General features: G+C 72.1%; 16 protein-coding genes. 4 read left to right on the plus strand and 12 right to left on the minus strand.

Annotated elements, in window-relative coordinates; all coding sequences use genetic code 11:
• Positions 1 to 23: 23 nt before the first annotated feature.
• Together ABZ342_RS21535 and ABZ342_RS21540 are read left to right on the plus strand one after the other, a co-directional pair.
• Entirely contained in the window at positions 24 to 485 is a 462-nt protein-coding gene (locus ABZ342_RS21535; protein WP_360475670.1) for an ArsI/CadI family heavy metal resistance metalloenzyme, read from the plus strand.
• A 386-nt stretch (positions 486 to 871) separates the two neighbouring features.
• Positions 872 to 2,113 carry a WD40 repeat domain-containing protein gene (locus tag ABZ342_RS21540; protein ID WP_360475673.1) on the plus strand — a complete coding sequence of 414 codons (1,242 nt, stop codon included), beginning with the start codon at positions 872 to 874 and terminating at the stop codon, positions 2,111 to 2,113.
• A gap of 142 nt (positions 2,114 to 2,255) precedes the next feature.
• Here ABZ342_RS21540 and ABZ342_RS21545 read toward each other — a convergent pair whose 3' ends face one another.
• From ABZ342_RS21545 to ABZ342_RS21560, 4 genes are all read right to left on the minus strand, one after another.
• Positions 2,256 to 5,057 (minus strand): AAA family ATPase, encoded by a 2,802-nt coding sequence (locus tag ABZ342_RS21545; RefSeq protein ID WP_360475676.1) that lies wholly within the window; start codon positions 5,055 to 5,057, stop codon positions 2,256 to 2,258.
• A 100-nt stretch (positions 5,058 to 5,157) separates the two neighbouring features.
• Complete coding sequence (locus ABZ342_RS21550; protein WP_360475679.1) at positions 5,158 to 7,440, minus strand: hypothetical protein; 2,283 nt, start codon at positions 7,438 to 7,440, stop codon at positions 5,158 to 5,160.
• Between the two features lie 15 nt (positions 7,441 to 7,455).
• Complete coding sequence (locus tag ABZ342_RS21555; protein WP_360475682.1) at positions 7,456 to 11,364, minus strand: hypothetical protein; 3,909 nt, start codon at positions 11,362 to 11,364, stop codon at positions 7,456 to 7,458.
• Positions 11,365 to 11,840: 476 nt separating this feature from the next.
• Positions 11,841 to 11,987 (minus strand): hypothetical protein, encoded by a 147-nt coding sequence (locus tag ABZ342_RS21560; protein WP_360475685.1) that lies wholly within the window; start codon positions 11,985 to 11,987, stop codon positions 11,841 to 11,843.
• 125 nt (positions 11,988 to 12,112) lie between these two features.
• On the opposite strand from ABZ342_RS21560, the gene ABZ342_RS21565 reads away from it, so the two are divergent.
• The gene (locus tag ABZ342_RS21565; RefSeq protein WP_360475688.1) at positions 12,113 to 12,682 is read left to right on the plus strand and encodes a hypothetical protein; all 570 of its coding nucleotides are present in this window, start codon (positions 12,113 to 12,115) and stop codon (positions 12,680 to 12,682) included.
• 57 nt (positions 12,683 to 12,739) lie between these two features.
• Here the strand turns inward: ABZ342_RS21565 and ABZ342_RS21570 are convergent, their stop codons facing one another.
• Positions 12,740 to 14,416 carry a helix-turn-helix domain-containing protein gene (locus tag ABZ342_RS21570; RefSeq protein WP_360475691.1) on the minus strand — a complete coding sequence of 559 codons (1,677 nt, stop codon included), beginning with the start codon at positions 14,414 to 14,416 and terminating at the stop codon, positions 12,740 to 12,742.
• Between the two features lie 84 nt (positions 14,417 to 14,500).
• Here ABZ342_RS21570 and ABZ342_RS21575 point away from each other — a divergent pair, with 84 nt between their 5' ends.
• The gene (locus ABZ342_RS21575; protein ID WP_360475694.1) at positions 14,501 to 16,141 is read left to right on the plus strand and encodes an FAD-dependent oxidoreductase; all 1,641 of its coding nucleotides are present in this window, start codon (positions 14,501 to 14,503) and stop codon (positions 16,139 to 16,141) included.
• Positions 16,142 to 16,167: 26 nt separating this feature from the next.
• Here the strand turns inward: ABZ342_RS21575 and ABZ342_RS21580 are convergent, their stop codons facing one another.
• From ABZ342_RS21580 to ABZ342_RS21610, 7 genes are read right to left on the minus strand one after another with little or no spacing between them, the layout of a single operon-like run.
• Positions 16,168 to 17,022: an NAD(P)-dependent oxidoreductase gene (locus tag ABZ342_RS21580; RefSeq protein WP_360475697.1), complete on the minus strand. Its 855-nt coding sequence runs from the start codon at positions 17,020 to 17,022 to the stop codon at positions 16,168 to 16,170.
• Positions 17,019 to 18,056, minus strand: coding sequence for an alcohol dehydrogenase catalytic domain-containing protein (locus ABZ342_RS21585; protein ID WP_360475700.1), 1,038 nt, complete (start codon positions 18,054 to 18,056; stop codon positions 17,019 to 17,021). The genes ABZ342_RS21580 and ABZ342_RS21585 overlap by 4 nt, the downstream gene beginning before the upstream one ends.
• The gene (locus ABZ342_RS21590) at positions 18,053 to 19,033 is read right to left on the minus strand and encodes a zinc-binding dehydrogenase (RefSeq protein WP_360475703.1); all 981 of its coding nucleotides are present in this window, start codon (positions 19,031 to 19,033) and stop codon (positions 18,053 to 18,055) included. Before ABZ342_RS21590 ends, ABZ342_RS21585 begins: the two co-directional genes overlap by 4 nt.
• The gene (locus ABZ342_RS21595) at positions 19,033 to 19,581 is read right to left on the minus strand and encodes a hypothetical protein (RefSeq protein ID WP_360475706.1); all 549 of its coding nucleotides are present in this window, start codon (positions 19,579 to 19,581) and stop codon (positions 19,033 to 19,035) included. Before ABZ342_RS21595 ends, ABZ342_RS21590 begins: the two co-directional genes overlap by 1 nt.
• Positions 19,578 to 20,552, minus strand: coding sequence for an alpha-ketoacid dehydrogenase subunit beta (locus ABZ342_RS21600; protein ID WP_360475709.1), 975 nt, complete (start codon positions 20,550 to 20,552; stop codon positions 19,578 to 19,580). The genes ABZ342_RS21595 and ABZ342_RS21600 overlap by 4 nt, the downstream gene beginning before the upstream one ends.
• Positions 20,540 to 21,604: a thiamine pyrophosphate-dependent dehydrogenase E1 component subunit alpha gene (locus tag ABZ342_RS21605; protein ID WP_360475712.1), complete on the minus strand. Its 1,065-nt coding sequence runs from the start codon at positions 21,602 to 21,604 to the stop codon at positions 20,540 to 20,542. The genes ABZ342_RS21600 and ABZ342_RS21605 overlap by 13 nt, the downstream gene beginning before the upstream one ends.
• Positions 21,601 to 22,986: a Xaa-Pro peptidase family protein gene (locus tag ABZ342_RS21610; RefSeq protein ID WP_360475715.1), complete on the minus strand. Its 1,386-nt coding sequence runs from the start codon at positions 22,984 to 22,986 to the stop codon at positions 21,601 to 21,603. The genes ABZ342_RS21605 and ABZ342_RS21610 overlap by 4 nt, the downstream gene beginning before the upstream one ends.
• Between the last annotated feature and the right edge of the window lie 28 nt (positions 22,987 to 23,014).

The following is a 23,014-nucleotide window of genomic DNA, read 5'->3' on the forward strand; positions in this document are numbered from 1 at the left end:
TGTCTATCCAAGGAGGAGCGGAGATGTCACGGGTACAGCTGGCCCTGCGGGTCGGGGACTTGGCGGGATCGATCGACTTCTACTCGAAGCTGTTCGGGACGGAGCCGGCGAAGCTCCGGCCGGGCTACGCGAACTTCGCGATCGAGGAGCCCGCGCTGAAGCTGGTGCTCCTGGAGGGCGAGCCGGGCCAGGAGACGGCGATGGACCACCTCGGCGTCGAGGTCGAGTCGGCCGACCAGGTCAACGCGGCAACCCAGCGGCTGACCGGCGAAGGGCTCGAGACGCTGACCGAGGACGACACCACGTGCTGCTACGCGGTGCAGGACAAGGTGTGGGTCCACGGCCCGGGCAAGGAGCCGTGGGAGGTCTACACGGTGAAGGCCGACTCGACGACGTTCGGCACCGACAGCGCAGCGCTGGCCACCCCGGCGACATGCTGCACACCGGACGCCGAAACCGCCACCCCCGAGGGCTGCTGCAGCTGAAGCCCCGGAGCCGGTGCGCAATCGAGGGGCGCACCGGCTCCACGAGGACCAACCGCGCCTCGCTCACCGCACTGCACCAGTGTCCGGAGCGTCCACTGCCCCGCGTTCCAGGCCCATGGATTCCGCCGGTGGCACCAAGGGCCGGTCGCTGCCTGCCGCACGATCCACACGGCCCGGTCTGACCGTCGACCACGCCGACCGGCCCACCACGACCCACTCCCCGATCTCGATCGCTATGGGCCTCACCAGCAGTATGGCCGTCATCCACTCGACTATCCCCATCGCCGCCTCCTCAAGTTGTCGTTCGATCCTCCGTGGCCTCGCGGCCGGGTTGACGCTCGTGAACGAACGTTGACTGGCGTCGACTGGTTCGTACGCTGAGACCCGTGGGAGTACTGAGACGAGCGGTGACCCCGGCCGGTCCGATCACCGTCTTGTTCGACCGCCTGCACGAACTCCACCTCCGGGCCGGGGAACCCGGGCTGCGCCAGATCGCCCGCGACATCGGCATCGGTGTCCTCAGCCACGCCACCGTGCACAACGCCTTCACCGGCCCGCGCGTACCCAAATGGGGATATCTGGAGCTCATCGTCGAGACCCTGGGCGGGGACACCGCCCTGTTCCACACGCTATGGCTCGCAGCGCGGCAGGCCGAAAGAACCGGCCAGGCAGCCCCGGCGACCGGCCCGGCCATCTTCTCGCCGATACCGGATGGGGCTGCTTGGGCCTGCACGAACATCCTGACCGGGCACGACGGCGAGGTGACCGGGGTGGCGTTCAGCCCGAACGGCCGGCTGCTGGCAACGGTGAGTGCGGACATGTCCGTCCGGCTGTGGAGCACCCACGACGGAACGCCGCACGGCGAGCCGATGAACGGTCACCGCGGCCCGGTCTGGGGCGTCGCCTTCAGCCCGACCGGCCGGTGCCTAGCCACCGCCAGCGTGGACACCACCGTCCGCTTGTGGGACCCACACACGGCCACCGCCCTGGCGGTTCCGCCCCTCGAACACGACGGCTACGTGGTCGCCGTCGCGTTCAGCCTCCACGGCCGCGCGCTCGTCACCGGCGGCGGAGACACCCTCGTGCGGGTGTGGGACCTCATCGACGGGTTCTCCCTCCGTTCGGTCCTGACCGGTCACACCGACGCGATCAACGACCTGGCGGTCAGCCCCCGCGGCTGGATCGCCTCGTCGGACGCCAACGGCGAGGTGCGCCTGTGGCACGTGGGCGACCGAGAACCCGTCGACGTACACCTCGGCAGGCACCCCTCGTCGATGGCATGCGTAGCGTTCAGCCCCGACGGGCGCACACTGGCCGCCGGAGCCGACGACGGCACCGTCCACGTCTGGACCACCGCGACCAGGACACGCGTGCGGCAACCGTGGACGGCACACGACAGCCCCGTCTGGGGCCTCGCTTTCCTCGATCCGGACACCCTGATCACAGCCGGCCGCGACCACACCGCCCAGGTGTGGAACTGGGCGACCGGCGTCCCCGCGGGCGCACCGCTGCTGGGCCATGAGGACGCTTTGACCCAGGTAGCGGTAGACCAGGCGGGCACGGTGCTGGCGACAGCGAGCGACGACTGCACGGCCCGCCTCTGGCGACCCGACCCGACCCGCCGATGACCAGTTCCCCTCTCGCCGGTTCACGACTTCCCGCCCCGGTACGACCACTCACCCCGCATCGCAGCTCACTCCCCCGGTCGCCGACCGCGAGGCCAGCACGGAAGGACCGCGCCACCGAGCCGTTCGCCACCGCCGCCAATGGTCAGTTCCCCGGTTCCGCGCTGAACCGGTTGACGAGCTGAATCCGGGACTTGACCTCGAGCTTCCGGAAGACCCGGCTCAAGTGCGCCTCGACCGTCTTCTCCGTGACGTACAGCCGCTCCGCTATCTGGCGGTTGGTCAGCGCGTCGGCGGCCAACCGGGCCACCCGGCGCTCCGACGGCGTCAACGCGGGAAGGCCGGTGACGCGCAGACGCGGCGGCCGGCCGCCCTTCGTCGTGAGCCCGGCCGTCAACCGGGCCGCCAAGGCCTCCGCGCGGCACTCCAGAGCCAGCTCGGCCGCACGCCGGATCGTCGCGCGGGCGGTGCTCCGGTCGCCGTCGCGCAGGTGGAGTTCGCCGAGGTCGGCCAGCGCGTGGGCGAGCTCCAACCGTCCTTGCCCCGCCTCCAGCAGCTCGACCGCCTCCTCCAGGTGCCGCCGCGCCTCCGCGGCTTCGGCGAGCCCGGCCGCCGCGCGCAGGGCGACCGCGATGTGGCGGGGAACGGCGAACTCTCGCGCGAGGCGCAGCTGCTCGCCGATCAACGCCGACGCATCGGCGGGCCGGGCGGCCGCCGAATGGGCTTGGGCCGCCGACAGCCGCCACGGCACGTCCCACAGCTCGCCGGTCCCCCACCGCTCATAGGACTGCCGGCAGAGCTCGGCGTCGGCCAGCGCGCGGACGTGCTCCCCTTGGGCCAGCCGGAGCCGGATCCGCGCACCCAGCAGCCACAGGTGCGCCGACGAGTGCGGGGGCCGGTCGTCGCCGAGCACGCCGGTCCGGAGCACGGCCGCGGCGGCCGGCGCCTCCCCGTGCTCGAGGTGCAGGTCGACGGCAGTCGCCGCCAGCAACGGCAGGCCGATGTTCGGCGGCGGGGCTGCCGCCGTACCGAGTTCGACGTGTTCGGCCGCCTGCGCCAGATCGCCGCGGAGGAACGCGATCCGGGCCAGGTAGCCGCGGACGATGCCCATCGGCAGCAGCAGCCCGCGGTCCACCGCGGTGTCCAGCGCGCGCTGCATCCGCCGGTCGGCCTCGTCGAGCTGGTCGGTCACCAGCAGCGTGTGCACCGCCGCCCAAAGCCCGCACCGCTCGGGCGTCAGCACGTCGCCCGCCAGGGCGGACCGGGCCAAGGAGATCGCCTCGGCGGCCGGGCGACCGGCGAGCACGGCTTCCAGCGCCGCCTGGGAGTCGAGGACCGCCTGCGGCCGGCCCGGCCGACTGCCGAAGGAGTCCAGCCGGCGCACCAGCTCGGCCCGCCCGGCCAGGTCGGCGCGGGCCATCCCGATGAGCTCCGCCTCGACCTCCAGCACCAGCGCGGGATCGTCGGTGCCGGCCAGGTCGTCCAACGCCCGCACGAGCAGCGGAACCGCCTCCCTCGGCTCACCGCAGGCGTTGCGGAACCGGGCGAGGCTGTACGCGCACAAGGCTCGTTGCCTGCCGCTGTCCGCGAGCGCCAGCGCTTCCCGGAGGTGGACGTCGGCGTCGGCGAGCGCCAGGTGGTGCGCCCGGCAGTTGCCCAGCTGCCGGCTCACCTCCGCGCGCTGCGCCGGGGGCGGCGGCTCGGCGCGTGCCCGGTCGAGGAACACCGCCGCGTTCTCGGGCGCCCCGTGCCGGAAGGCCTGCTCGGCGGCGGCGGCCAGCAGCCCGACGCGCTCGGCCACGCCGGCCGGGGTGGTCCGCAGCAGGTGGGCGGCGACCCGGGTGACCGGCTTGCCCGCCCGGAGCAGTACTCGCGCCGCCCGTTCGTGCTCGAGCCCCAGCTCCTGGACGGGGATCAGCATGAGCGCGACGTCGCGCACGACCGCGTGGACGAAGGCCGGCGGGTCGGCCCGCTCGAAGATCCCTTCGAGGGTCAGCCGGTGCGCGGCGGCGGCCGCTTCCGGCACCGGCACCTCCGCCTGCCCGGCCACGTCGGCGAGAGCCACGTCGTCGCCCAGTATCGCTACCGCCTGGGCCACCGCGCGCACTTCCGGTCGTTGCCGGCGCAACCGGGCCGTCACGTACCACCGGATCGCGTCGGGGCCGGCCGCGGCGACGGCGGCGGCCCCCTCGGCGGTGGGCCGGACACCGTCGGTCGCCAGGACGCGCAGGAGCTCCCGGACGAACAGCGGGTTCCCGCCGGTGAGCTCGTGGCAGGCGGCGCAGAACCGCTCGTGCGCGTCCGGACCGAGCGCGCGACGGACCAGCTCCGCGACCGCACGAGCGCTCAGGTTCCCGGGCCGCAGCAGGGTGGGATCGTCCGTGGCCAGGAGGTCGTCGAGTGCCCCGTCCTCGCCGCGGTCGGCGGACCTCGCCGTGACCACGACCAGCGCGGCGCAGGAGTCGAGCCGCCGGGCCAGGAAACCCAAGAACCGCAAGGACGGCACGTCGGCCCAGTGCACGTCGTCCACCAGCAGGACCGGTGCGGCCCGCTCGGCCAGGCTCACCAGCAGCCAGTACAACCCGTTCAGCACTGCGTACAACGAGCCCGGCGCGTCCATCCGGGCTGCGGCGCCGAACAGGCCCTCGGCGCTCCCGGCCGCGCCGCCGAACAGCCGGGAGCGTTCGAGCCCACCGGCGGGGAGCACGGGTTCGAAGAGCTGGCGCACCACCCCGAACGCGAACTCCCGTTCGAGCTCCGCGGCGCGCGCGGACAGCACCGCACACCCCCGGTTCACCGCCAGCCGGCGAACGTGCTTCAGCAGCGCTGTTTTCCCCGTACCCGCGCCGCCCTCGAGGACGACCACGCCGCCCTGGGCGGCGCCGAGGCGGGCGAGTGCCCTCTCCAGGGCGCGCACTTCGGCGTCCCGCTCGACGAGCTCCGGCACCGGAGACCCACTCCGATCTGCGAGCGCCTGAAACCACGCGATTCGTGGCCAGGAAGGGTTTTCACCCTAGCAGCAGGGAGCGCTCGTCCGGACCGTCCAATCATCGACGCGGCCGCACCCGCCTGGCCAGTAGGTCGCCGAGCTGCCGCCCCGCCGCCACCGCCCTGTCCCACGCCACGGACGTGCCGGGGCGGTCCACCGGTCCGGCGCCGGGCCGCCCGAGGGCGACCCGGCCGATCACCGTCCCGTCGTCGCCGAACACGAAGTGCTCGCCGTACCCCGATCCGGACACCGGCAGCCCGAAGCGCCCGAGCGGCTTTCCTTCGGTGTACAGGAAACCGAGCAGGAACGCCGACGACGGCGGGGGTCCGAAATCGACGTCGGTGTCCGGTGTGAAGGACCAGCCCGGCCGCTTCCGCACGGCCGGCACCGTCACCCACCGGACCACGTCCTCGACGTCTCCGGCGTCCCCGCGGACGCGCAGCTCGACCTCGAGCACGGCCACCCGCGGGAGGTCACCGACCAGCTCGACGTCGTGCAGGCACACGGTGAACGGGCCGCCGGGATCCGCGTCCGCGCGCCGGCCCGTCGCGCAGTGCCGCCGCAACGTCCGGCCGTGCACGCGAATCAGGTCCGTCTCGAGCGCGGACGCGTGCGGATCCCACTCGCCGTCGCGCAGGTAGTAACCGGGCCCGGGGATCTCCGGGCGTCCGGTGCCGCCGGCCGCCTCGCCGATCCCGGACAGGTCGAGGTCCCCCAGGATGTCGAGCAGGTCCGCGTGCGGGTCGTCGACGTGCTCGCGGACGCTCTCGAGCGCGACGTCCATCGCGGCGACCACGGCGAGCGTGGATGCCGTGTCGTGGAAGGGATCCGCCGACTCCGCGTCGACGGCGACGAATGTCGTGGGCCCGCCGGCGTAGTAGCCGCCGTGACCGCGGTCGCCGGTGGCGACCACGAGGTCGTACACCACCTCGCCGTACTCGGCCGGGTCCGGCTCGTGCGCGGTCACCGTCCGCACGGTCACCGGTCCCGGCCCGTCCGGTCCGTACCCGTCGAGCCGGGCGCCCACGCCGAGGGAGCCGATGCCGTCGGCGATCATCGTCGGCACGGCGTCCGCGAGGTTCCACGGATCGACCGCACGCCGCAGCGGCCCCTCGGCCGAGCGAAAGGGGTGCCCCGCCGTCGCGAACACGGCCAGGCCGTTCACCGAGTACAACGGCCGGCCGAGCCGGCCGGGTCGTTCGGCGAGCACGACCGTGCCGGTACCGCCGCCGGACCGCACCTCGTCCCCGATCCGGACGTCCTCGATCGGCTTCACCGAGCCGTCGGCCATGAGCACGCCGGTGCCCGCGCCGAGGCAGCTGCTCGGCTGTGGCCGGTACCGGTTGAGCGGGCCCCACAGGCACAGGCTGCGCGAATAGCCGTTCGTCACCCCTTCGTGCTCGCGCACGGGAGGCATCGGCGGCTTGGACGCGTACGACGACGTCACCAGTTCGGGCAAGCCCGCGGTCAGGGTGCCCGCCGTCGCCGGAACGACGGCCGAGCCGGAAAGCGGCGCGTACCACGTGGTGTACCCGCCGTTCCACCAGCTCTGCTCGGCCACCTGGCCGGGCACGGTGAGCCCGGCGGTCCGCAGCGCCCGGATCTCGGCGTCGACGTCCGGGGAGCCCAGCGCCTTGAACAGGACCCACAGGTTGTAGAGGAACCACACGGCCGCGTTCGTGCTGTCGCCGCCGACGCCGAGGGCGCCGTTGAGGTTCGCGATGAGCGTGTCGCCGGCCAGTACGCCGCCGAGCTGCGCGCGGGCCTCGACGAGCTGCCCGGCGGCCGCCAGGGCCCGCAGCGCGGCCGCGGTCGGCTCGTACGCGGTCTGCAGAGCCGCCAGGTAGCTCGCGGTCAGCGCGGGGAGGAACTGGGTGTGCAGGGCCGCCAGGTCGGCGGTCAGCTTGCCCGTGTGCAGCGGGATCCCCGCGGCCTGCCGCGCCGCGTCGGTGAGCACGGCCAGTGCGTAGGTCTGCCACCAGCCCTGGTCCAGCACGGGCTTCTGCCGCCGCACCGCGGCGGTGACCGCCGTCGACGCGGGTGTCACCGCCCTCTTCGGGAAGAACGCGTCCGCGTAGCCGGAGAACGGGCCCTCGTAGGAGTACGTGATGTAGTAGCCCGAACCGCTGTCGGGCGGCTGCGCCGCGATCGGCGGGTTGGCCATGGCGGCCTGGAGCACGGCGCTCAGCGCGCCGCGGTGGGCCGACTCGACCCCCGGGTGGCCGTAGCAGGGCAGCGACTCGAGCAGCAGCCGCAGGCCCGGCAGCACTCCGGGGGCCGGCTGCGGTGCGGAACCGGTGACCAACCCGGCGAACCGGGCCTGCAGCTGCTGGAACGTCATCATCGCCTCCGCGGGTCAGCCGGCCGGGGTGAGCGCGGGGGCCGGCGGCGCGACGACGACGTCGAAGGACGCCGACGAGCCCCCGCAGGGATTGCTCGCCGTGATGCTGCTGCGGGTCCGCGACTTCTCGGCCGCCTCCTTGCCGTTGGGGGTGACGGCCCCGGTCTTGTCGTCGAACCGGAGGAACGCCGGCAGGGCGTCACCGCCGTGCCGGAACTTCACCGGCGTACTCGGCAGGACGGCGAACCCCGGGCTGAAGGTCTGCAGCGTGGATGGCGTGCTGCCCAGCGGGAAGCTCAGGTCGGCCATGGTCATGAAGTTCGGAGCCATCCCCGCCATGGAGAGGGTGAAAACGACTCCCGGCGTCGGGAGGGGGCCGAACGGCGGCGTGGTCAGCTCGATCACCACGAGCCGGTCGTCCCGGCGCGCCAGACACCGCAGTGCCTTCTCGGCCGAGGGGTCGAAGTGCCCGTCGCTGTCGAGCGGAGCGGGGCCCAGCATCAGCAGGAGCGAGGCGAGGAATTTCCCGTCCCCGGTCAGGCGGGAGTCCCACGGCCCGCTGGCCCAGGTCTGGCACACCACGACCGGCGACGACGAGTCCTGGACCGTTCCCCGGCCGGGCATCTTCGGCTGGAACGAGACCGTCCCGTCGTCCATGAGGCTGAGGTACCGCAGGACCGGTGGCTTCGCGGGATCGGGCCGCAGCACGGTGAAGAAGGTGCTCACCCCGAACGCGTCGGTGGTCACCTGCCACACGCAGTCGGGCAGCGACGTGCCGGCGCCGAACCGGATCGAGCCGTCCGGGTTCGCCTGCAGCACGTCGCCGTCCACGGCCAGCGTGCTCCCGACCATCAGCAGCGAGTTCCGGTCCGGGTTCCGGTACGGGACGGCGTAGTCGAGGCTGCGGTTCTTGCCGTCGACCCGGAAGCCCGCTGCCTTCGCGTAGTCGTTGACGAAGTCCTCGATCACGTCGGGTTGCTTCTTGAACAGCTCGTAGAGCATCAGGCCGACCCCGGCCAGCGCGGCGAGGACGGCCAGCGGGCCGGCGAAAGCGATCATCGTCGCCAGGACGCCCCCAGCGGCGATCGCCCCTTCGGCGACCAGCCAGCCGCCGACGATCGCGAACAGCATCAGCGACCCGCTGACGATGTTCAGGACGTCCGAAACGAGGGCGAGGCCGGTTTCCCCTTCGGCCAGGTGCACGATGCTCACGACGATCCCGGCCAGGATGAGCACGGGCCCGACCCGGGTCGCGACGAACTCGTCGAGGTTCGCGCCGAACACCCTCGACACGAGTGAGGCTTCCTCGGCCGTGGCGGTCGATTCGGTGACGAGAGCGGTGGTGAGTTCGCTGTCGCCGGCGACAGCCAGCTTGCCGACCGTGCCCTCGACGTCGCCGATCCAGCGCGCCGTCGAGTTCCCGATCTTGAGCAGGCCTTCCTCCAGCTGCTTGGTTTCCCCCGTCAGGACGATGTCCTTCAGCGCCGCGTACCGCTGGAGCTTCGTCATCCCGTTGACGTTGAAGATCGCATAGATGCGGACGCCCCGCTTGAGCACCGCCGAGACGATCTGCAGGCCCAGCTGGACGGTGTTGATGACGAGGGTGGCCCGCTGGACGCCGCTCAGCTTGTCCCAGCTCTTGAACGCGCTCAACAGGTTGAAGACGGCCAGGCCGGTGATCCCGCCGATCAGGACCGACCCGAAGACCTGTCCCACCGACGCCAGTTTCGGGAACCGGCCGGTGAACCACGAGAGCCACTCGTTGGCGATGTAGGGCAGCGCCAGTGCGTACTGCGCCGTGCTGGCGATCGCCAGGAGCGCGTCGATCGAATCGTGCAGCAGCCGTTCGGCGTCCTCCTGCTGCAGGATGGCGCCGATCGCCCTGGCGGCATCGGCGATCTGCGCGTCCTCGTGGCGCACGTTGCGGTCGACGAAGGCCTGCAGGTACTCCTTCACGAGGTCGAAACTCACGGCGTCGCCGAGGAACCCGAACATGCTCGGCAGGATGTTCGTGGCCAGGAAGGTGTTGATCGTGGACACGTAGCGCTGGGCGAAGAAGCCCGAAGGGTCCAGCGCGGTCAGCACCGCCACGTTCTGCTGGAAGAGCCGGGGCAGGCCGGTGCTGTCGCCGGATCCGGTGTTGACCGACATCTGCATCGAGATGTTGGCGAGGATGGCCGGTGCCGTGTTGTAGGTGTAGTAGGCGAAGGCCCAGTAGAGGTTGTTGGTCTTCGCGTACTGCCCGGCACCGCGGACGTCGGCGATGAGCTCGGCCCGGACGTCCCGGGTGTCGCCGGGGTCGGTCACGACGTTCGCCGTGATGTCGGCGATGTCGGCCGTCACCGACGCGTCGATCGTGGCCTGGTGGGCCCGGGCGTTCGTGATCTGGTCGGCCAGGTAGTCGGCGGTCATCGGGCAGTGCTCTTGCCACCGGGACTCGAACAGCTGCTGCCCGTGGGCGTGGTAGACGGGCGATGTCGCGATCTGGGTCTTCAGCCAGGTCATCGCCCGCGGGCCGTTCAAGTACTGGCAGTGCTCTTCCGACCCCGCCGACAAGCCGTAGGACAGCACGGCCGTCGAAAGCGACCGGTACCACCCGGCCGGGTCGCGCACCCCGGTGACCGCGGTCCCGGCGACCTTCGCGAGGTCGCCGGTGAGAGCCGGTTGCGGGACACCGGGGAACAGCCGGCCCCACAGGTCGTCCGGGACGAAGCTGTTCATGATGGTGCCGAGGTCTTCGGTCACCCCGGCCTGCACCACGTCGCCCCAGGCACCGTTCTCGTCCTTGCCGAACGGCGTCATCGCGAGCAGGCCGTAGATGTCGACCGTCTTCCCGGCCGTGGCGGTGGCCACCTCGACGGACCGCCGGTGCAGCTCGGGGTGCGCGTCGCGGAGCCGGGAAAACGCCGCCAGCGTGTCGTCGGTGCTCAGCCGGGTCGCGTCATCGGCGTTCAGGCTGCCGTCGGCGGGCAGGCCGGTGCGCAGCTGGTGGGCCGGGTCGAGGTCGTGCCAGACCAGCCGGTCGCCGACGACCGCGGCGCCGGGCACCTCCTCGCCGGCGATCACCAGGCGTCCGTCGAAGACGCCGAACGGTGTCGCCTCGGGTGTCGCCTGGTAGTACCCGGTGAGCGCCGGGGCGGTCCGCACCCCGCGGAAACCCACGAGCGTGCCTTTCGGCGCGACACCGTCGATTTCGAGCACACCGGTGATGCCGAGCGCCGCCGAGTCTTCGGCCGCTTCCAGCCACCAGGGGTACACGGTGTCCGGCCCGGTGGGCCTCTTCGACCCCTTGTCCGGGATCGGGGCGACCGAAGACTTGAAGCTCAGCAGCCACGCCGTCTTGCCATCACGCTCTCCTAATTGGACACTGGCCGTGAAGGCATCCGGTTCCCAGGCGACGGCGCCGGTTTCCTTGTCCTCGAACTCAAACGTGAACGAGGGCGGCTGGAGCGGACCGCCCGGCGTGACGGTGTAGGTCAGCAGCAGCCGGTTGCCGACCCAGCGGGCGCCTTCCCAGGCCGGCGACTTCGGGTCCCAGAGCAGCCCGACGACGGCACCGCCCGAGGTTTCGTAGGTGGCCCCGCAGCCGAGCGCGACGTCGCAGGCGAACTGCGCCCGGGCACCGGCGGTCACCGAGCAGAGGTCGTCTTCGGGACCGACGGTGCCGTGCGCACCGGAGCCGTCGTGGCTCAGCCGGAGGTGTCCGCCGCCGAAGGCACCCCGCCAGGTCAGCACGCGATCGTGCGCGTCGTAGTCCCAGGCGTCGCGCGGAATGGGCAGGCGGTCCAGGAAGAGCTGATCTTCACCCCCGGCCTCGACCATGGTGACCCGGCCGGGAACGGGCCGAGTCGAGTTCCCGAAGGTCTCCATGCGTTCGACGACGTAATCGTGGTGCGGCCGGCTTCGGACCGTGCTCGACGTCATTGCCCACTCCCCTTTTTGTACCGGATCGGCCGCAGGCGACTGTCCGCGTCCGAATGAAAGGCCGACCACCGGCGGCATCTCCTCACCGGCATCGACGACCGGCCCGACGTTATGGACGGGCAACTGGGGGCGCGTCAGGGAAACCCCTACAGAAACCCCCTCGTCTTCGAGGACGGCCGAGGTCGGTCGCGCGCGGACCGGTGTGATGATCGACGCGCCCGGCCGCGCGTTCTCGAGCCGCTGCGTTGAACCGCGCCGGTCAGTGCCCCGGCACGACGGTGGCGCGGCTTTTGTGCGCCTGCCTCACTTGGTCTGGGGCCAGTCCGCGAACGCCGCTCAGGTCAGCCGCGCTGCGCTCGACCCCAGAGCCGTCCTACACTCCGTCGCGTGAGGACCGAGAGCTCGACCCTAGGCGAAGGGCGAGCGTAAGGGTCAAGCCGAAGGCGGGGCGGCTGACCAAGGACCAGATCCGCGGACTAGTCGAGCGGCTCGGTGATGTCCGGGAGGTGCTGCCCGATACCGACCCCATTCGCAAAAGAGAGGTTTACCGCCAGCTCCAGCCGCAGGCTATCTACTACCCCGGTAAACGACCAGTCCGGATCGAGGCAAATCTCGGTTCGCATGTATGTGAGGTTGTGGCAGATGTCGGAGGGCGGACACCTCGCCGACGTCGAGGGACGAACAGAGGATTCGCCGGCGAGCCCTTCACATCGAGCTTGTACGACCGCAACCCGGGTAGAACGGTGTGATGGGTGAACTGTCGCTGGATTACCGGGCATTGAACCGATCGCTGAAGGTGCCGCCCGACCCCGCAGAAGTCGGCCGGGCGTTGCTGGAAGCCGCAGCGGCGCACTACGAAGACCGGTGGCCGGGCTGCGGGCTCGTCCAGTTCGAGCAGTCCGGAGCCACTTATCTGTTCGATCTCGCCGGTGCCGCACGAGAGGAGCGGACCGTGGCCGCGTGGGCTCTGACGCCGGCCACGATTGCCAAGCGCGATGTCTCGTACCAGCGCGGGTATCCGCTTCCGGCGGCGCCGGACGGGGCGCTGGTGGATCGCGGGCATCTCATCCCGCACCTGTCCGGCGGCGAGTTCGGCCCCAACATCTTCCGGCAGCATCGCGCCTTGAACCGCGGGTGGTCGGCCGAGGGCAAACGATTCCGGGCGCTGGAGCGGGAGGCGGCAAAACCCGGCACCTTCTACTGCGCTCACTTGCTTTACGACGACGACACCGCCTACCCGGTCGCCATCGAAAGCGGATTACTCCGCGGTCTCGCGCTGCACATGGAACGATTCCGCAATCGCTTCCCGCCGAGCTAGCGAACCAAGCGACTGCGTCTTCGCGTTGCCGAGCGCATTCCATTGTCAAACCGCTGGTCAGCCGATTCCGTAACGCCGTAGCTTGCGGTAGAGGGTCGCGCGGCCGATGCCGAGCAGCGCCGCCGTCTGGACGCGGTTGGCGTTCGCCGCGCGCAGTGCCTCCGAGATGGCCTGCCGCTCCGCCTTTTCCAGCTCCGTCAAGCGCGGGTGCGCCGGTGATGACCGCAACCGGCTCGGGAGGTGCCGTGCGCTGATGGTCGGTCCCGCGGCCTCCGCTCGCGCCGACGCGATCACCGCCTTCAACTCGGTGACGTTGCCCGGCCAGTCGTGTCGCTGCAACGCCGTTCGCGCGTCCTGTGTGAGGTGCGCGCCACCGCCGAACCGCCGGGCGAGCTCGGGAATGTCGGCTGTCCGCTCGCGCAGGGCGGGTACCCGGATCTCGACCGGTGACCATCCGGTGCGCAACACTTCCGCGCATCCCGGGCGGGTACCGGTGGTCAACGTCGCGATCACCCGCCCCGGATGCTCCACGGCGAGGAGGGAAGCGAGGCTGGGGCGCAGGCGTTCGACGTGACGCAGCAGCACCGCACCGACAGGTTGTGCGAGGGCCTCCCGCCAGCCGTCGTCGTCCGCCGCGTCGAAGACGACCGGGTCGCCGAGTACGGCGCGGGCCACTTCGGTCTTGCCCACGCCTGGTTCGCCGAGCAGCACCATCGGCCGGGTGCCGGCCCGTGCCACGGACCGCTCCAACGACCGCCAGGCCGGCGAACTACCGGACAGCCCCGCGTCCGCGAAGAGCGAAAGCCTGGTGCGCCGGCGCGCCGGACGCGGCCGGGGTGGTTCGACGACGACCAGGAGGCCCTCGCCGTCACCCGGCAACGCGGGGTGGAGGTGGACCTTCACCCCGTCGTCCAAGATCAGTTCGGTCGTCGGCAATGCGCCGTCCCGGGCCGCCTCGATCGCGTACGACTCCAACGTCTCGATGTCGCGGGGCCGCAGCAAGCCGGCGGCGGCGTCGCTGACGAGCCGGGTCCGGCCGTCCAGCACGGCGATTGGGTGCCGGCCGGGCCCGGCGCGCAGGTAGGCGTCGAGCAAGCGATGCTCGTGCGCCGACGCGGCGTGCACCAGCTCGCGCTCGATCGCCCCGGTCGCCGTGGTCGTGATCGCGTGCAGCACCCGCAGCGGCGCGTCGAGCTCGCACACCACCGCGACCGCGCCGACGACGCTGCGCGTCACCGGGTCGGTCACGGGAGCGCCCGCGCACACGGTGTGCTGGTACAGCTCGAAAAGGTGCTCGGGCCCGCCGATCACGCACGGACCGCCCGTGTCCAGGACGTGGCTGATCCCGTTCGTCCCGGTGGAGCGCTCCGACAGGTCCGTCCCCAGCCGGGTGCCGATCCGGGCGAGGTGGGCGCCGACTGCCTCCTCGTCGGCCCAGCAGCCGACGACGCGGGCGTGCCGGTCGCTCAGCACCACCGCGGCGCCGAGCCCGGCCAGGTCGCCGGCGAGCTTGGCCAGCACCGGGGTCGCGGCGCGGACCAGCGGGGTCTCCAGTGAGACGGGCACGGCGGGCACGTGGTCGCGGGTGACGTCCAGCTCGGCGAAACACGACCGGCGCCACGCCGCGGACAGCCACGCGGGCAGGTCTTCCGGCAGCCGCCGGTCGGTGAGGAAGAGTTCCCTGGCGCGGCGCAGCCGGGCGACGCCGTCGCGCGTGTCGATCTCGTAGCCCATCCGTTGTCACTCCATTGTGGTCACCGGACCGCCTGTCTCATTGTGAGACAACCGCGCACGTCGCCGGCCCGCCAAGGTGAGGGCATGACGACGGATTCCGTACCTCGCCGGGAGACTGCCCGGCCGGCGCCGCTCACCTCCGCGGACGTCGAAACCGATGTGATCGTGGTCGGCGGCGGCGGGGCCGGGCTGCCCGCCGCGCTGTTCAGCCGGTGGCTCGGCAACGACGTGGTCCTGCTGGAAAAGGCGCCCGAGCTCGGCGGCACGGCCCGCAAGGCCGCCTTCTGGTACTGGGTACCGGACAACGAGCCCATGCGCGCGCTCGGCATCGAGGACCGGTTCGAGGACTTCCTCCGCTACGTCGCGCGCCTCTCCCAGCCGACCCGGTACGACCCGGACAGCCCGACCGCCGGTCTGACCGAGTGGGAAGCCGGCATGGTCCGTGCCATCCACACGAGCGCGAGCCCCGCCGCCGAGCTGCTCGCCGAACGCGGGGCCCTGACCTACCGGCACTGCCCGGACGTGCCGGACTACTGGTCGGAGCTGCCGGAGGACAAGGCGCCGACCGGCCGCGTGCTGGTGCCCGCCGACGCGCGGGAGTCGATGTCCGACGGCGGTGCGCGCGCGGTCGAGCAGATGTCCGCAGCGGCCGAGCGCGACGGCGTCGACGTGCGCACGGGACACCGGGTCCAGCGGCTCGTCCTCGACGGCGGCCGCGTCGCCGGGGTCGAGGCCACGACCGCGGCCGGGGACACTGTCCGGGTGCTCGCGCGCAAGGGCGTCGTCTTCGCGACCGGCGGCTTCACCCACGACGACCAGCTGCGCCGCGAACACCTCGGCGTGCCCGCCTATCCGGGGTGCGCGGCGATCACCAACGAGGGCGACTTCCTGCGCATCGCGTCGACCGTGGGCCCGCAGCTCGGCACCATGAACCACGCTTGGATGTGCCCGGTGCCGCTGGAGAAGGTCGGGCGCCCCGACCTGGTCGGCATGTTCTCGGTGGCCGGCGACTCGATGATCTTCGTGAACCGGCACGGCGAGCGCGTCGCCAACGAGAAGCTGCCCTACAACGAAGCCGCGCGGACGTTCTTCCACTGGGACCCGGCCACCGGGAGCTACCCGAACCTGGTGCTCGTCCAGCTCTGGGACCAGCGCAGCCAGGACCACTCCGCCAGTGACGAGTACGGCCGCCTGATCGTCCCGCCGGGTACCGATGACGCGCACGTGCTCAAGGCGCCGACCCTCGACGAGCTCACCACGAAGATCCGCGAGCGGCTCGCCTCCCTCGCCGCCGAGACCGGCGGCTTCACCCTCGCCGGCGACTTCGCCGCGAACCTGCCGGGGACGATCGACCGGTTCAACAAGTTCGCCGCGAACGGCAAGGACGAAGACTTCGCCCGCGGCGAGACCGCCATCCAGCTGGTGTTCAACGGCCCGGTGAAGGAAGAACCGGGCCGCGCCAACCCGACCATGTGGCCGATCAGCACCTCCGGGCCCTACTACGCCGCCTTGGTCACCGGCGGCACCCTGGACACCAAGGGCGGCCCGCGCACCGATCCGGACGGGCGGGTGCTCGACGACCTCGGCGCCCCGATCCCCGGCCTCTACGGGGTCGGCAACTGCGTGGCCTCCGCGTCGGGACGCGCCTATTGGGCCGGCGGAGCGACCCTCGGGCCGATCATCGCGTTCGCCTTCCGGGCCGCCCACGCCGTCGACCGGGCCTGACCGGTCGCCCCCGGCAGCCGCCGGTGTCACGGCCGGTACAGCCGCGCGAGGGTGGCCATGTCCTCCTGGCCGAGGCCCGCTTCCTGAGCCCGCCGCACGACCCCGACGGCCGTACCGACCGTCGGGGCGTCGCGGTCCGGGTCGGTGACCGCGGCGAGGAACAACTCGAGGTCCTTGCGCACCAAGTCGACGGCGAAGGCCACCGGTGGCATGCCGTCCGCGAGGAAGGCGTCCCGCTTATAGTGCACGAACGGCGCGGCGATCACGGACTCGCCGATCGTGTCGTACGCCGTCCGCAGATCGATTCCCGCGCGCGTCGCGGCCCCCAGCACCTCGGCAAGCGTGGCGTTGAAGGTGTGCAGCAGCGCGTTGAGGCAGAGCTTGAACGTGGAGGCCGCGCCCACGGGCCCGAGGGGGATCGTCTTCGTGCTCAGATGGCGCAGGACCGGTTCCGCCGCGGAGAGGTCTTCCGCGGTGCCTCCGAACAGCACCGTCAACGTCCCGCCCCGGGCCGCGCCGACCGAGCCCGACACGGGTGCCTCGGCGAACCGGATCCGCCGCCCGGCCAGCGTCTCCGCGACCTCACGGGAGATCGCGGGGCCGGACGTGCTCATGTCGAGCACCAGCGTGCCCTCGCCGAGCGCGTCGGCGACGTCGCCGAGGACCGCGCGCACGGCCGGGCCGTCGGCGAGCATGGTGAGCACCACCTCGGCCCCGGCCACGGCCTCCCGGGCCGAGGCGGCGACGTACCGCCCGGGGATCCCGGCCCGCTCCGCCCGCTGGGCGTCACGGTTCCAGCCGGTGACGTCCACGCCTTGGTCGACCAGGCGCAGCAGCAGCTGGGAGCCCATCGCGCCCAGACCCAGCACCGCGACCTTCATGAGCGCCTCCCGGGATCGATGAGAACCTTGCCGTCCACTTCCCCGGCGGCCAGCCGGGCGAGCCCGCGATCGGTCAGGTCGTCCAGCCCGATCACGGAGTCGAGCAGCTCGCGGCCGAGCACTCCGGCGGCGAGGATGTCCAGCGCCGGGGCCAGGTCCTCGCCGCACACGTGCGCGACGGTGGACTCGACGGTGATCTCCCGCAGGACCAGGCCGAACAGGTCGACCGTCGGGGCTTGCTTGGGCAGCCCGACGGCCAGGACCCGGCCGCCGTCGGTGACCATCCGGACCGCGTTCTCGAACTGCCCGGGCGCGCCACTCGCTTCGATCACCACGTCGGCGCCGCGCACGGCTTCGACGACGTCGTCGGCGGCGTCGACCGTGCGCGCCGCACCCAGCCGTTTTGCGCGCTCCAGCTTGTCGCCGGCGAAGTCGATCACCGTGACCTCGGCGTCGTGCAGGTGCCGGAGCCCGGCGAGGACGAACGAGCCGATGGCACCGGCGCCGATGACGACCACGGAGTCGCCGGGCCGGACGCCCGCCCGCCGCGCGGCGTGCAGGCCGACGGCGAGCGGCTGGGCGAGTCCGGCGTGGTCGAGGGACACCCCGTCCGGGATCCGCCGGAGGGTGCCCGCCGGGGCCGCGACGTACTCGGCGAGCCCGCCCGGCGCGTTCAGCCCGAGCGTGTAGTACCCGCGACACAGGTTCGTACGGCCCTCCCTACAGCGGTCGCACTGTCCACAAGAGACACCGGCCCCGGAGGCCACCAGGTCTCCCGCCGCGAAACCGCTCGCGCTCTCGACGACCTCGCCGACGAACTCGTGGCCGATGACCATCGGGCCGAGGTGGCCGCTGCCGGGGTGGCGCCGGGTGAGCGGCACCATCTTCGGGCCCGCGGCCCACTCGGTGGCGTCCGACCCGCAGATCCCGCTGCGCCGGACGGCGAGCAGCACCTCCCCGGAACGCGGGCGCGGCGTCGGAACGTGCTCGATCCGCACGTCCCGACGCCCGTGGTAGACCGCCGCGCGCATCATCGGGCCGCGCCGAACTCGAGGTGCACCTTGATGTTCGCCGCCGTGTCCCGCGACGCCGCTATCGCCTCCGCCGCCCGCTCGACCGGGAACCGGCTGGTCACCAGCTCGGCCAGGTCGACGTGGGCGCGGTGCATGAACCGGAGGGTGTCCGGCCAGACTCCGGGCGACCCGGTCATCCCGCGGATGGTCAGGTCCTTCGACTGGATCAGGCCCAGCGCGGCCGGTGCCCGGCCGCCGACGTCGATGCCGACGCAGACCACCCGGGCGCCGTGGGCGGCAGCCTCGAGGGCGTCGGCCACCACCGCCGTCCGGCCCGTCGCCTCGATCACCACGGTGGCGCCGACACCGCCCGTCACCTCGGCCACCTGCTCGGCAACGGGTGCCGCCGTCGGGTCGAGGACCAGCTCGGCGCCCAGCTTCCGGGCCGCCTCGCCGCGCCCGGCGGCCGGTTCGACCGCGATCGTGCGCGCTCCCATCGCCGCGGCTCCCGCGATCACCCCGAGGCCGATCGGGCCCGCACCGAACACCACCACGGTGTCACTCGCGTTCACGTTGCCCGCCAGCACGAGCGCGTGGTACCCGCAGCTGAACGGCTCGACGAGCGCCCCGTCGGTGAACGACAGCGAGTCCGGCAGCTTGTGCAGCCAGGCGGGCTTGGCCACGAAGAACTCGGCGGCCGCGCCGCTGATCGAGAACCCGAAGTGGTCCTCGCCGATCACGCACTCCCCCACCACCCGGTCGCCCGGCGCGAACGCCGTCACCGCGGCGCCGGTTTCGACGATCTCGCCCGACCACTCGTGGCCGGGGATGATCGGGTACCTGAACGGGATGATGTACCGGCCTTCGAGCAGCTCGATGTCGGAGTGGCAGATGCCGACCGACCGGGCCGCGACGAGCACCTCGTCCGCGGCGATCCGCGGCACCGCCAGCTCGTCGACGGATACCGTGTCGGCGGCGGTGAACCGCATCGCTTTCATCATTGGACTCCGTTGCGGTCGGGGGAAGAGACCTGGTCGGCGATCGCGCGAAACAGCCCGGCGCCGTCGAGGTCGGCAGGTGCCACCAGGGTCAGCGGCACCCGGGTGCGCCAGGCCAGCGCGGGCTGGCCGTCGGACAGGCGCACCGGCACGACGTCGAGCGTCGGTACCCCGGCGGCGAGCACGGCTTCGCCGGGTGCCGCGGCCGGGGCCGTCCGGACCCCGGGCACCGAGCCGACGACGACCCGCGGCACCGGACCTGCTCCGGACCAGACCCGCGCGACGGCGGCACCCAGCAACGCCGCCAGCCGGTCCGGGGACACGTCGGGGACCTCGGCCGCCGCTTGGTGGACGGCTGTCGGCGTCACGGATCCAGCGGCGGGCTGCGCGTCCAGCAACGCGGTCAGGATGCGCGCGGTGAGCCGGTGCGGGCCGATGTCGAAGCGGGCCGGGTCTACGCGACGCTCGTGCAGCAGCCGCCGCACCGCCGGGGACCACGGGCCGCCGCGCGGCGTGGCGGGCCGGGGGTAGGGCGTCGTCACGCTCATCCGAGCCTCTTGCGGATCGTCTGTACGATGCGGTCCACGCTGGGGATCACCGAGTCCTCCAGCGCCGCGGCCGACGGCAGCGGCACGTGCGGGGACGTGATGCGGACCGGCGGCGCGTCGAGGTCCCAGAACACTTCATCGGCCGCGAGGGAGACGATCTCCGCGCCCCAGCCGAGCAGCTGCGGGTTCTCCTCGACCGTGAACAGCCGGCCGGTGCGCGCAACCGAGCCGAGGATCGTCCGCGTGTCCAACGGGACGAGCGAACGCACGTCGATCACTTCGAGGTCGATGCCCTCCGCGGCCAGGGCCTCGGCGGCCTCGACGGCACGGGGCACCATCAGACCCAGCGCGAGCACGGTGGCGTCCGACCCGGCCCGCCGCACCACGCTGGTGCCGAGGCTGTCGACGATCTCGCCGTCGGGCACCTCGCCCTTGCTCGCGTACATGCCCTTGTGCTCGAAGAAGAGCACCGGGTCCTCCGAGCGGACGGCCGCGGCCATCAGCCCGACGACGTCACGCGGGTTCGACGGCGTGACCACCTTCAGCCCGGGCACGGCCATCGCCCAGTTCTCGATCGACTGCGAGTGCTGGGCGCCGAACCGCAGGTTGCCGCCGTTGCCGGTCTTGATGACCAGCGGCAGGGTCACCTGACCGTTGGTCATGTACCGCGTCTTCGCGATCTGGTTGACGACGATGTCCCAGGCGACGGCGAAGAAGTCGGAGAACATGATCTCGGCGACCGGCCGCAGCCCCGTCATCGCGGCGCCCATCGCCGCGCCGAGGATGGCCTGCTCGGCGATCGGGGTGTCGATCACCCGCCGCGGGCCGAATTCGTCGAGCAGGCCGGGCGTGGTCTTGAAGACACCGCCCGCGCCGGCGATGTCTTCACCGAGCAGCAGCACCCGCTCGTCGCGGCGCATCTCCTGCGCGATGCCGCGGGCGACGGCCGCGCGGTAGGTCAGTTCCGCCATGACGATCCTCCGTCGGCCCACACGTCCGTCAGCGCCGCCGAGCCGTCGGGCTCGGGGCCGTTCTGCGCCGTCTCGGTCGCCTTGTCGACCGCGGCGGCGACCTCCGCGTCGATGGTGTCCACTTCGGACTCCGGCACGCCGATGCGGGCGAGCCGGTCGCGGTACAGGGTGATCGGGTCGTAGTCGAGCCACGCCCGCACTTCCTTGTCCGGCCGGTACTTTCCCGGGTCGGCCCGCGAGTGGCCGCCGTGCCGGTAGGTCGTCGCCTCCAGCAGGCACGGACCCTCCCCCGACCGCGCGTGCGAGAGCAGCTCCCGCGCGGACAGGTAGACGGCGTCGACGTCGTTGCCGTCCACCGTGCGGGCCTCGAGCCCGTAGGCCGCCGCGCGGTCGGCCGCCGGCCGGGCGACCGCCGTGATGTCGGCGATCGCGGTGTACTCCATGTAGAGGTTGTTCTCGCAGACGAACACGACCGGCAGCGCGTACACCGCGGCGAAGTTCAGTGCCTCGTGGAAGGCGCCGATGTTCGTGGTGCCGTCGCCGAAGAAGCACACCGCGACCTGGCCGCTGCCGCGCAGCTGCGCCGACAGCGCGGCGCCGTTGGCGATCACCAGGTGCGCGCCGATGATCGCGTACGAGCCGAGCATGCCGTGCTCGACGCTGGTGAGGTGCATCGAACCGCCTTTGCCGCCCAGCAGCCCGCTGGAGCGGCCCATCAGCTCGGCGAGCACCGCCGCCATCGGGACGCCGCGGGACAGCGTGTGGGCGTGCCCGCGGTAGGTGGCGAACGTGTAGTCGTCGGCCCGCATCGCCTCGCCGAACCCGGCCGAGATCGCCTCCATGCCCAGCGACAGGTGACTCGTGCCCTTGACCAGGTTCCGCATGAACAGGTCGTAGGCGCGCTTTTCGAACTGGCGCAGCTCCTGCAGCCGCCGGTACAGCGACCGGCGCGTCTCGGGCGCGATGTCGGCGCGGTCCAGGTCGCGGTTCTCCAATGGGGGGAGCACCACGGGGTGCTCGCCGTACGGGTGTTGCTGCAGCGGCAACGTCATGCGATGGCCTCCCCGCGGCCGGCGGCCGTGTTCAGGTGCGACTGGGACTCCCGCGCGGTCGGCAGGACGCCGTTCACGGCGATGTAGCGCGGCCCGGCGATCAGCAGCTCCTCGGCCGGGAACTTGGTGATCACCTCGCAGCCGTCCGGGGTCACCACGAGCTCCTCCTCGATCCGCGCCGCGCCGATACCGTCGGCCGAGGGCCAGTACGTCTCGAGCGCGAAGACGTTCCCCACTTCGAGGGTCTCCGGGTGCTCCAGCGAGACGAGCCGGGAGAAGATCGGCTTCTCCCAGATGGACAGCCCGACGCCGTGGCCGTACTGCAGGCCGAACGCGGCTTCCTCGTCGGGGAAACCGAACTCTTGCGCGGTCGGCCACACCGAGACGATGTCCGCGGTCGTGGCGCCGGGGCGCACGAGCGCGATGGCGCGGTCCATGTACTCGCGCGCCCGGACGTAGGCGTCGCGCTGGGCGCTGCTGGCCGAGCCGACCGCGAACGTGCGGTAGTAGCAGGTGCGGTAGCCCTGGTGGCTGTGCAGGATGTCGAAGAACGCGGGGTCGCCCGGCCGGATCAGCCGGTCGGAGAAGACGTGCGGGTGCGGCGAGCAGCGTTCGCCGGAGATCGCGTTGACGCCTTCGACGTACTCGGAACCGAGGTCGTAGAGCGACTTCGACACGAGCCCCACGCACTCGTTCTCCCGGACGCCGGGACGCAGGAACCGGTACAGGTCGTCGTAGGCCGCGTCGACCATCGAGCACGCCTGGGTGAGCAACGAGATCTCGTCGGCCGTCTTGACCCGGCGGGCTTCCATGAAGACCTGCTGCCCGTCGGTGACGGTCACGCCCGCGCGCTGCAGGGCGGCCAGGATCGGCAGCTCGATCACGTCGACGCCGAGCGGTTCGCCCAGCAGGCCGAACTTCTCCAGCTCCCGCTTGATCTTGGCCGCCACCGCGTCGGCGATGCCGGCGTCGGGGTGGAACGCGCCGCGCAGGGTCGAGATCCCGGCCCGCGCGCCGGACTCCGCCCGCGGCCGGACGGCACCGTGGTGCGGCGCGTGCGGGTCGGCGTCGGCCTCCGCGGTGGTGGTCGCGAGCCACGGGTTGTACAGCTGGTGGTGCTTGGCCGCCGAACCGAAGTCCCAGACGATCGGGTCGCTGGCGCGCGTCAGCAGCGAGAACCGGATGAGCTTGTCCATCGCCCAGGTGCCGATGTGGGTGGCGGACATGTAGCGGATGTTCGTGAAGTCGAACGCGAGGACGGCGCCGAGGCTCGACTTGTCGAGCTCCTCGCGCAGGCGCTGCAGCCGCTGCGTGCGCAGGCGGTCGTGGTCGATCCGGTTCTCCCAGTCGACGGCGTTCGTCCCGAAGGTGGCGATCGGCATGTGCTTTCCTTTCCTGCGGCGGGAACCG

The sequence above is a fragment of the Amycolatopsis sp. NPDC005961 genome (assembly GCF_040629235.1).
In the GTDB taxonomy this organism is placed as follows: Bacteria; Actinomycetota; Actinomycetes; order Mycobacteriales; family Pseudonocardiaceae; genus Amycolatopsis; species Amycolatopsis camponoti.

Coding starts and splice junctions, on each gene's coding strand:
- ABZ342_RS21560 (WP_360475685.1), bottom strand. CDS start 11,987: ATGCGAACCGAGATTTGCCTCGATCCGGACTGGTCGTTTACCGGGGTA.
- ABZ342_RS21610 (WP_360475715.1), bottom strand. CDS start 22,986: ATGCCGATCGCCACCTTCGGGACGAACGCCGTCGACTGGGAGAACCGG.
- ABZ342_RS21595 (WP_360475706.1), bottom strand. CDS start 19,581: ATGAGCGTGACGACGCCCTACCCCCGGCCCGCCACGCCGCGCGGCGGC.
- ABZ342_RS21580 (WP_360475697.1), bottom strand. CDS start 17,022: ATGAAGGTCGCGGTGCTGGGTCTGGGCGCGATGGGCTCCCAGCTGCTG.
- ABZ342_RS21590 (WP_360475703.1), bottom strand. CDS start 19,033: ATGAAAGCGATGCGGTTCACCGCCGCCGACACGGTATCCGTCGACGAG.
- ABZ342_RS21555 (WP_360475682.1), bottom strand. CDS start 11,364: ATGACGTCGAGCACGGTCCGAAGCCGGCCGCACCACGATTACGTCGTC.
- ABZ342_RS21600 (WP_360475709.1), bottom strand. CDS start 20,552: ATGGCGGAACTGACCTACCGCGCGGCCGTCGCCCGCGGCATCGCGCAG.
- ABZ342_RS21535 (WP_360475670.1), top strand. CDS start 24: ATGTCACGGGTACAGCTGGCCCTGCGGGTCGGGGACTTGGCGGGATCG.
- ABZ342_RS21570 (WP_360475691.1), bottom strand. CDS start 14,416: ATGGGCTACGAGATCGACACGCGCGACGGCGTCGCCCGGCTGCGCCGC.
- ABZ342_RS21550 (WP_360475679.1), bottom strand. CDS start 7,440: ATGACGTTCCAGCAGCTGCAGGCCCGGTTCGCCGGGTTGGTCACCGGT.
- ABZ342_RS21565 (WP_360475688.1), top strand. CDS start 12,113: ATGGGTGAACTGTCGCTGGATTACCGGGCATTGAACCGATCGCTGAAG.
- ABZ342_RS21585 (WP_360475700.1), bottom strand. CDS start 18,056: ATGATGCGCGCGGCGGTCTACCACGGGCGTCGGGACGTGCGGATCGAG.
- ABZ342_RS21575 (WP_360475694.1), top strand. CDS start 14,501: ATGACGACGGATTCCGTACCTCGCCGGGAGACTGCCCGGCCGGCGCCG.
- ABZ342_RS21605 (WP_360475712.1), bottom strand. CDS start 21,604: ATGACGTTGCCGCTGCAGCAACACCCGTACGGCGAGCACCCCGTGGTG.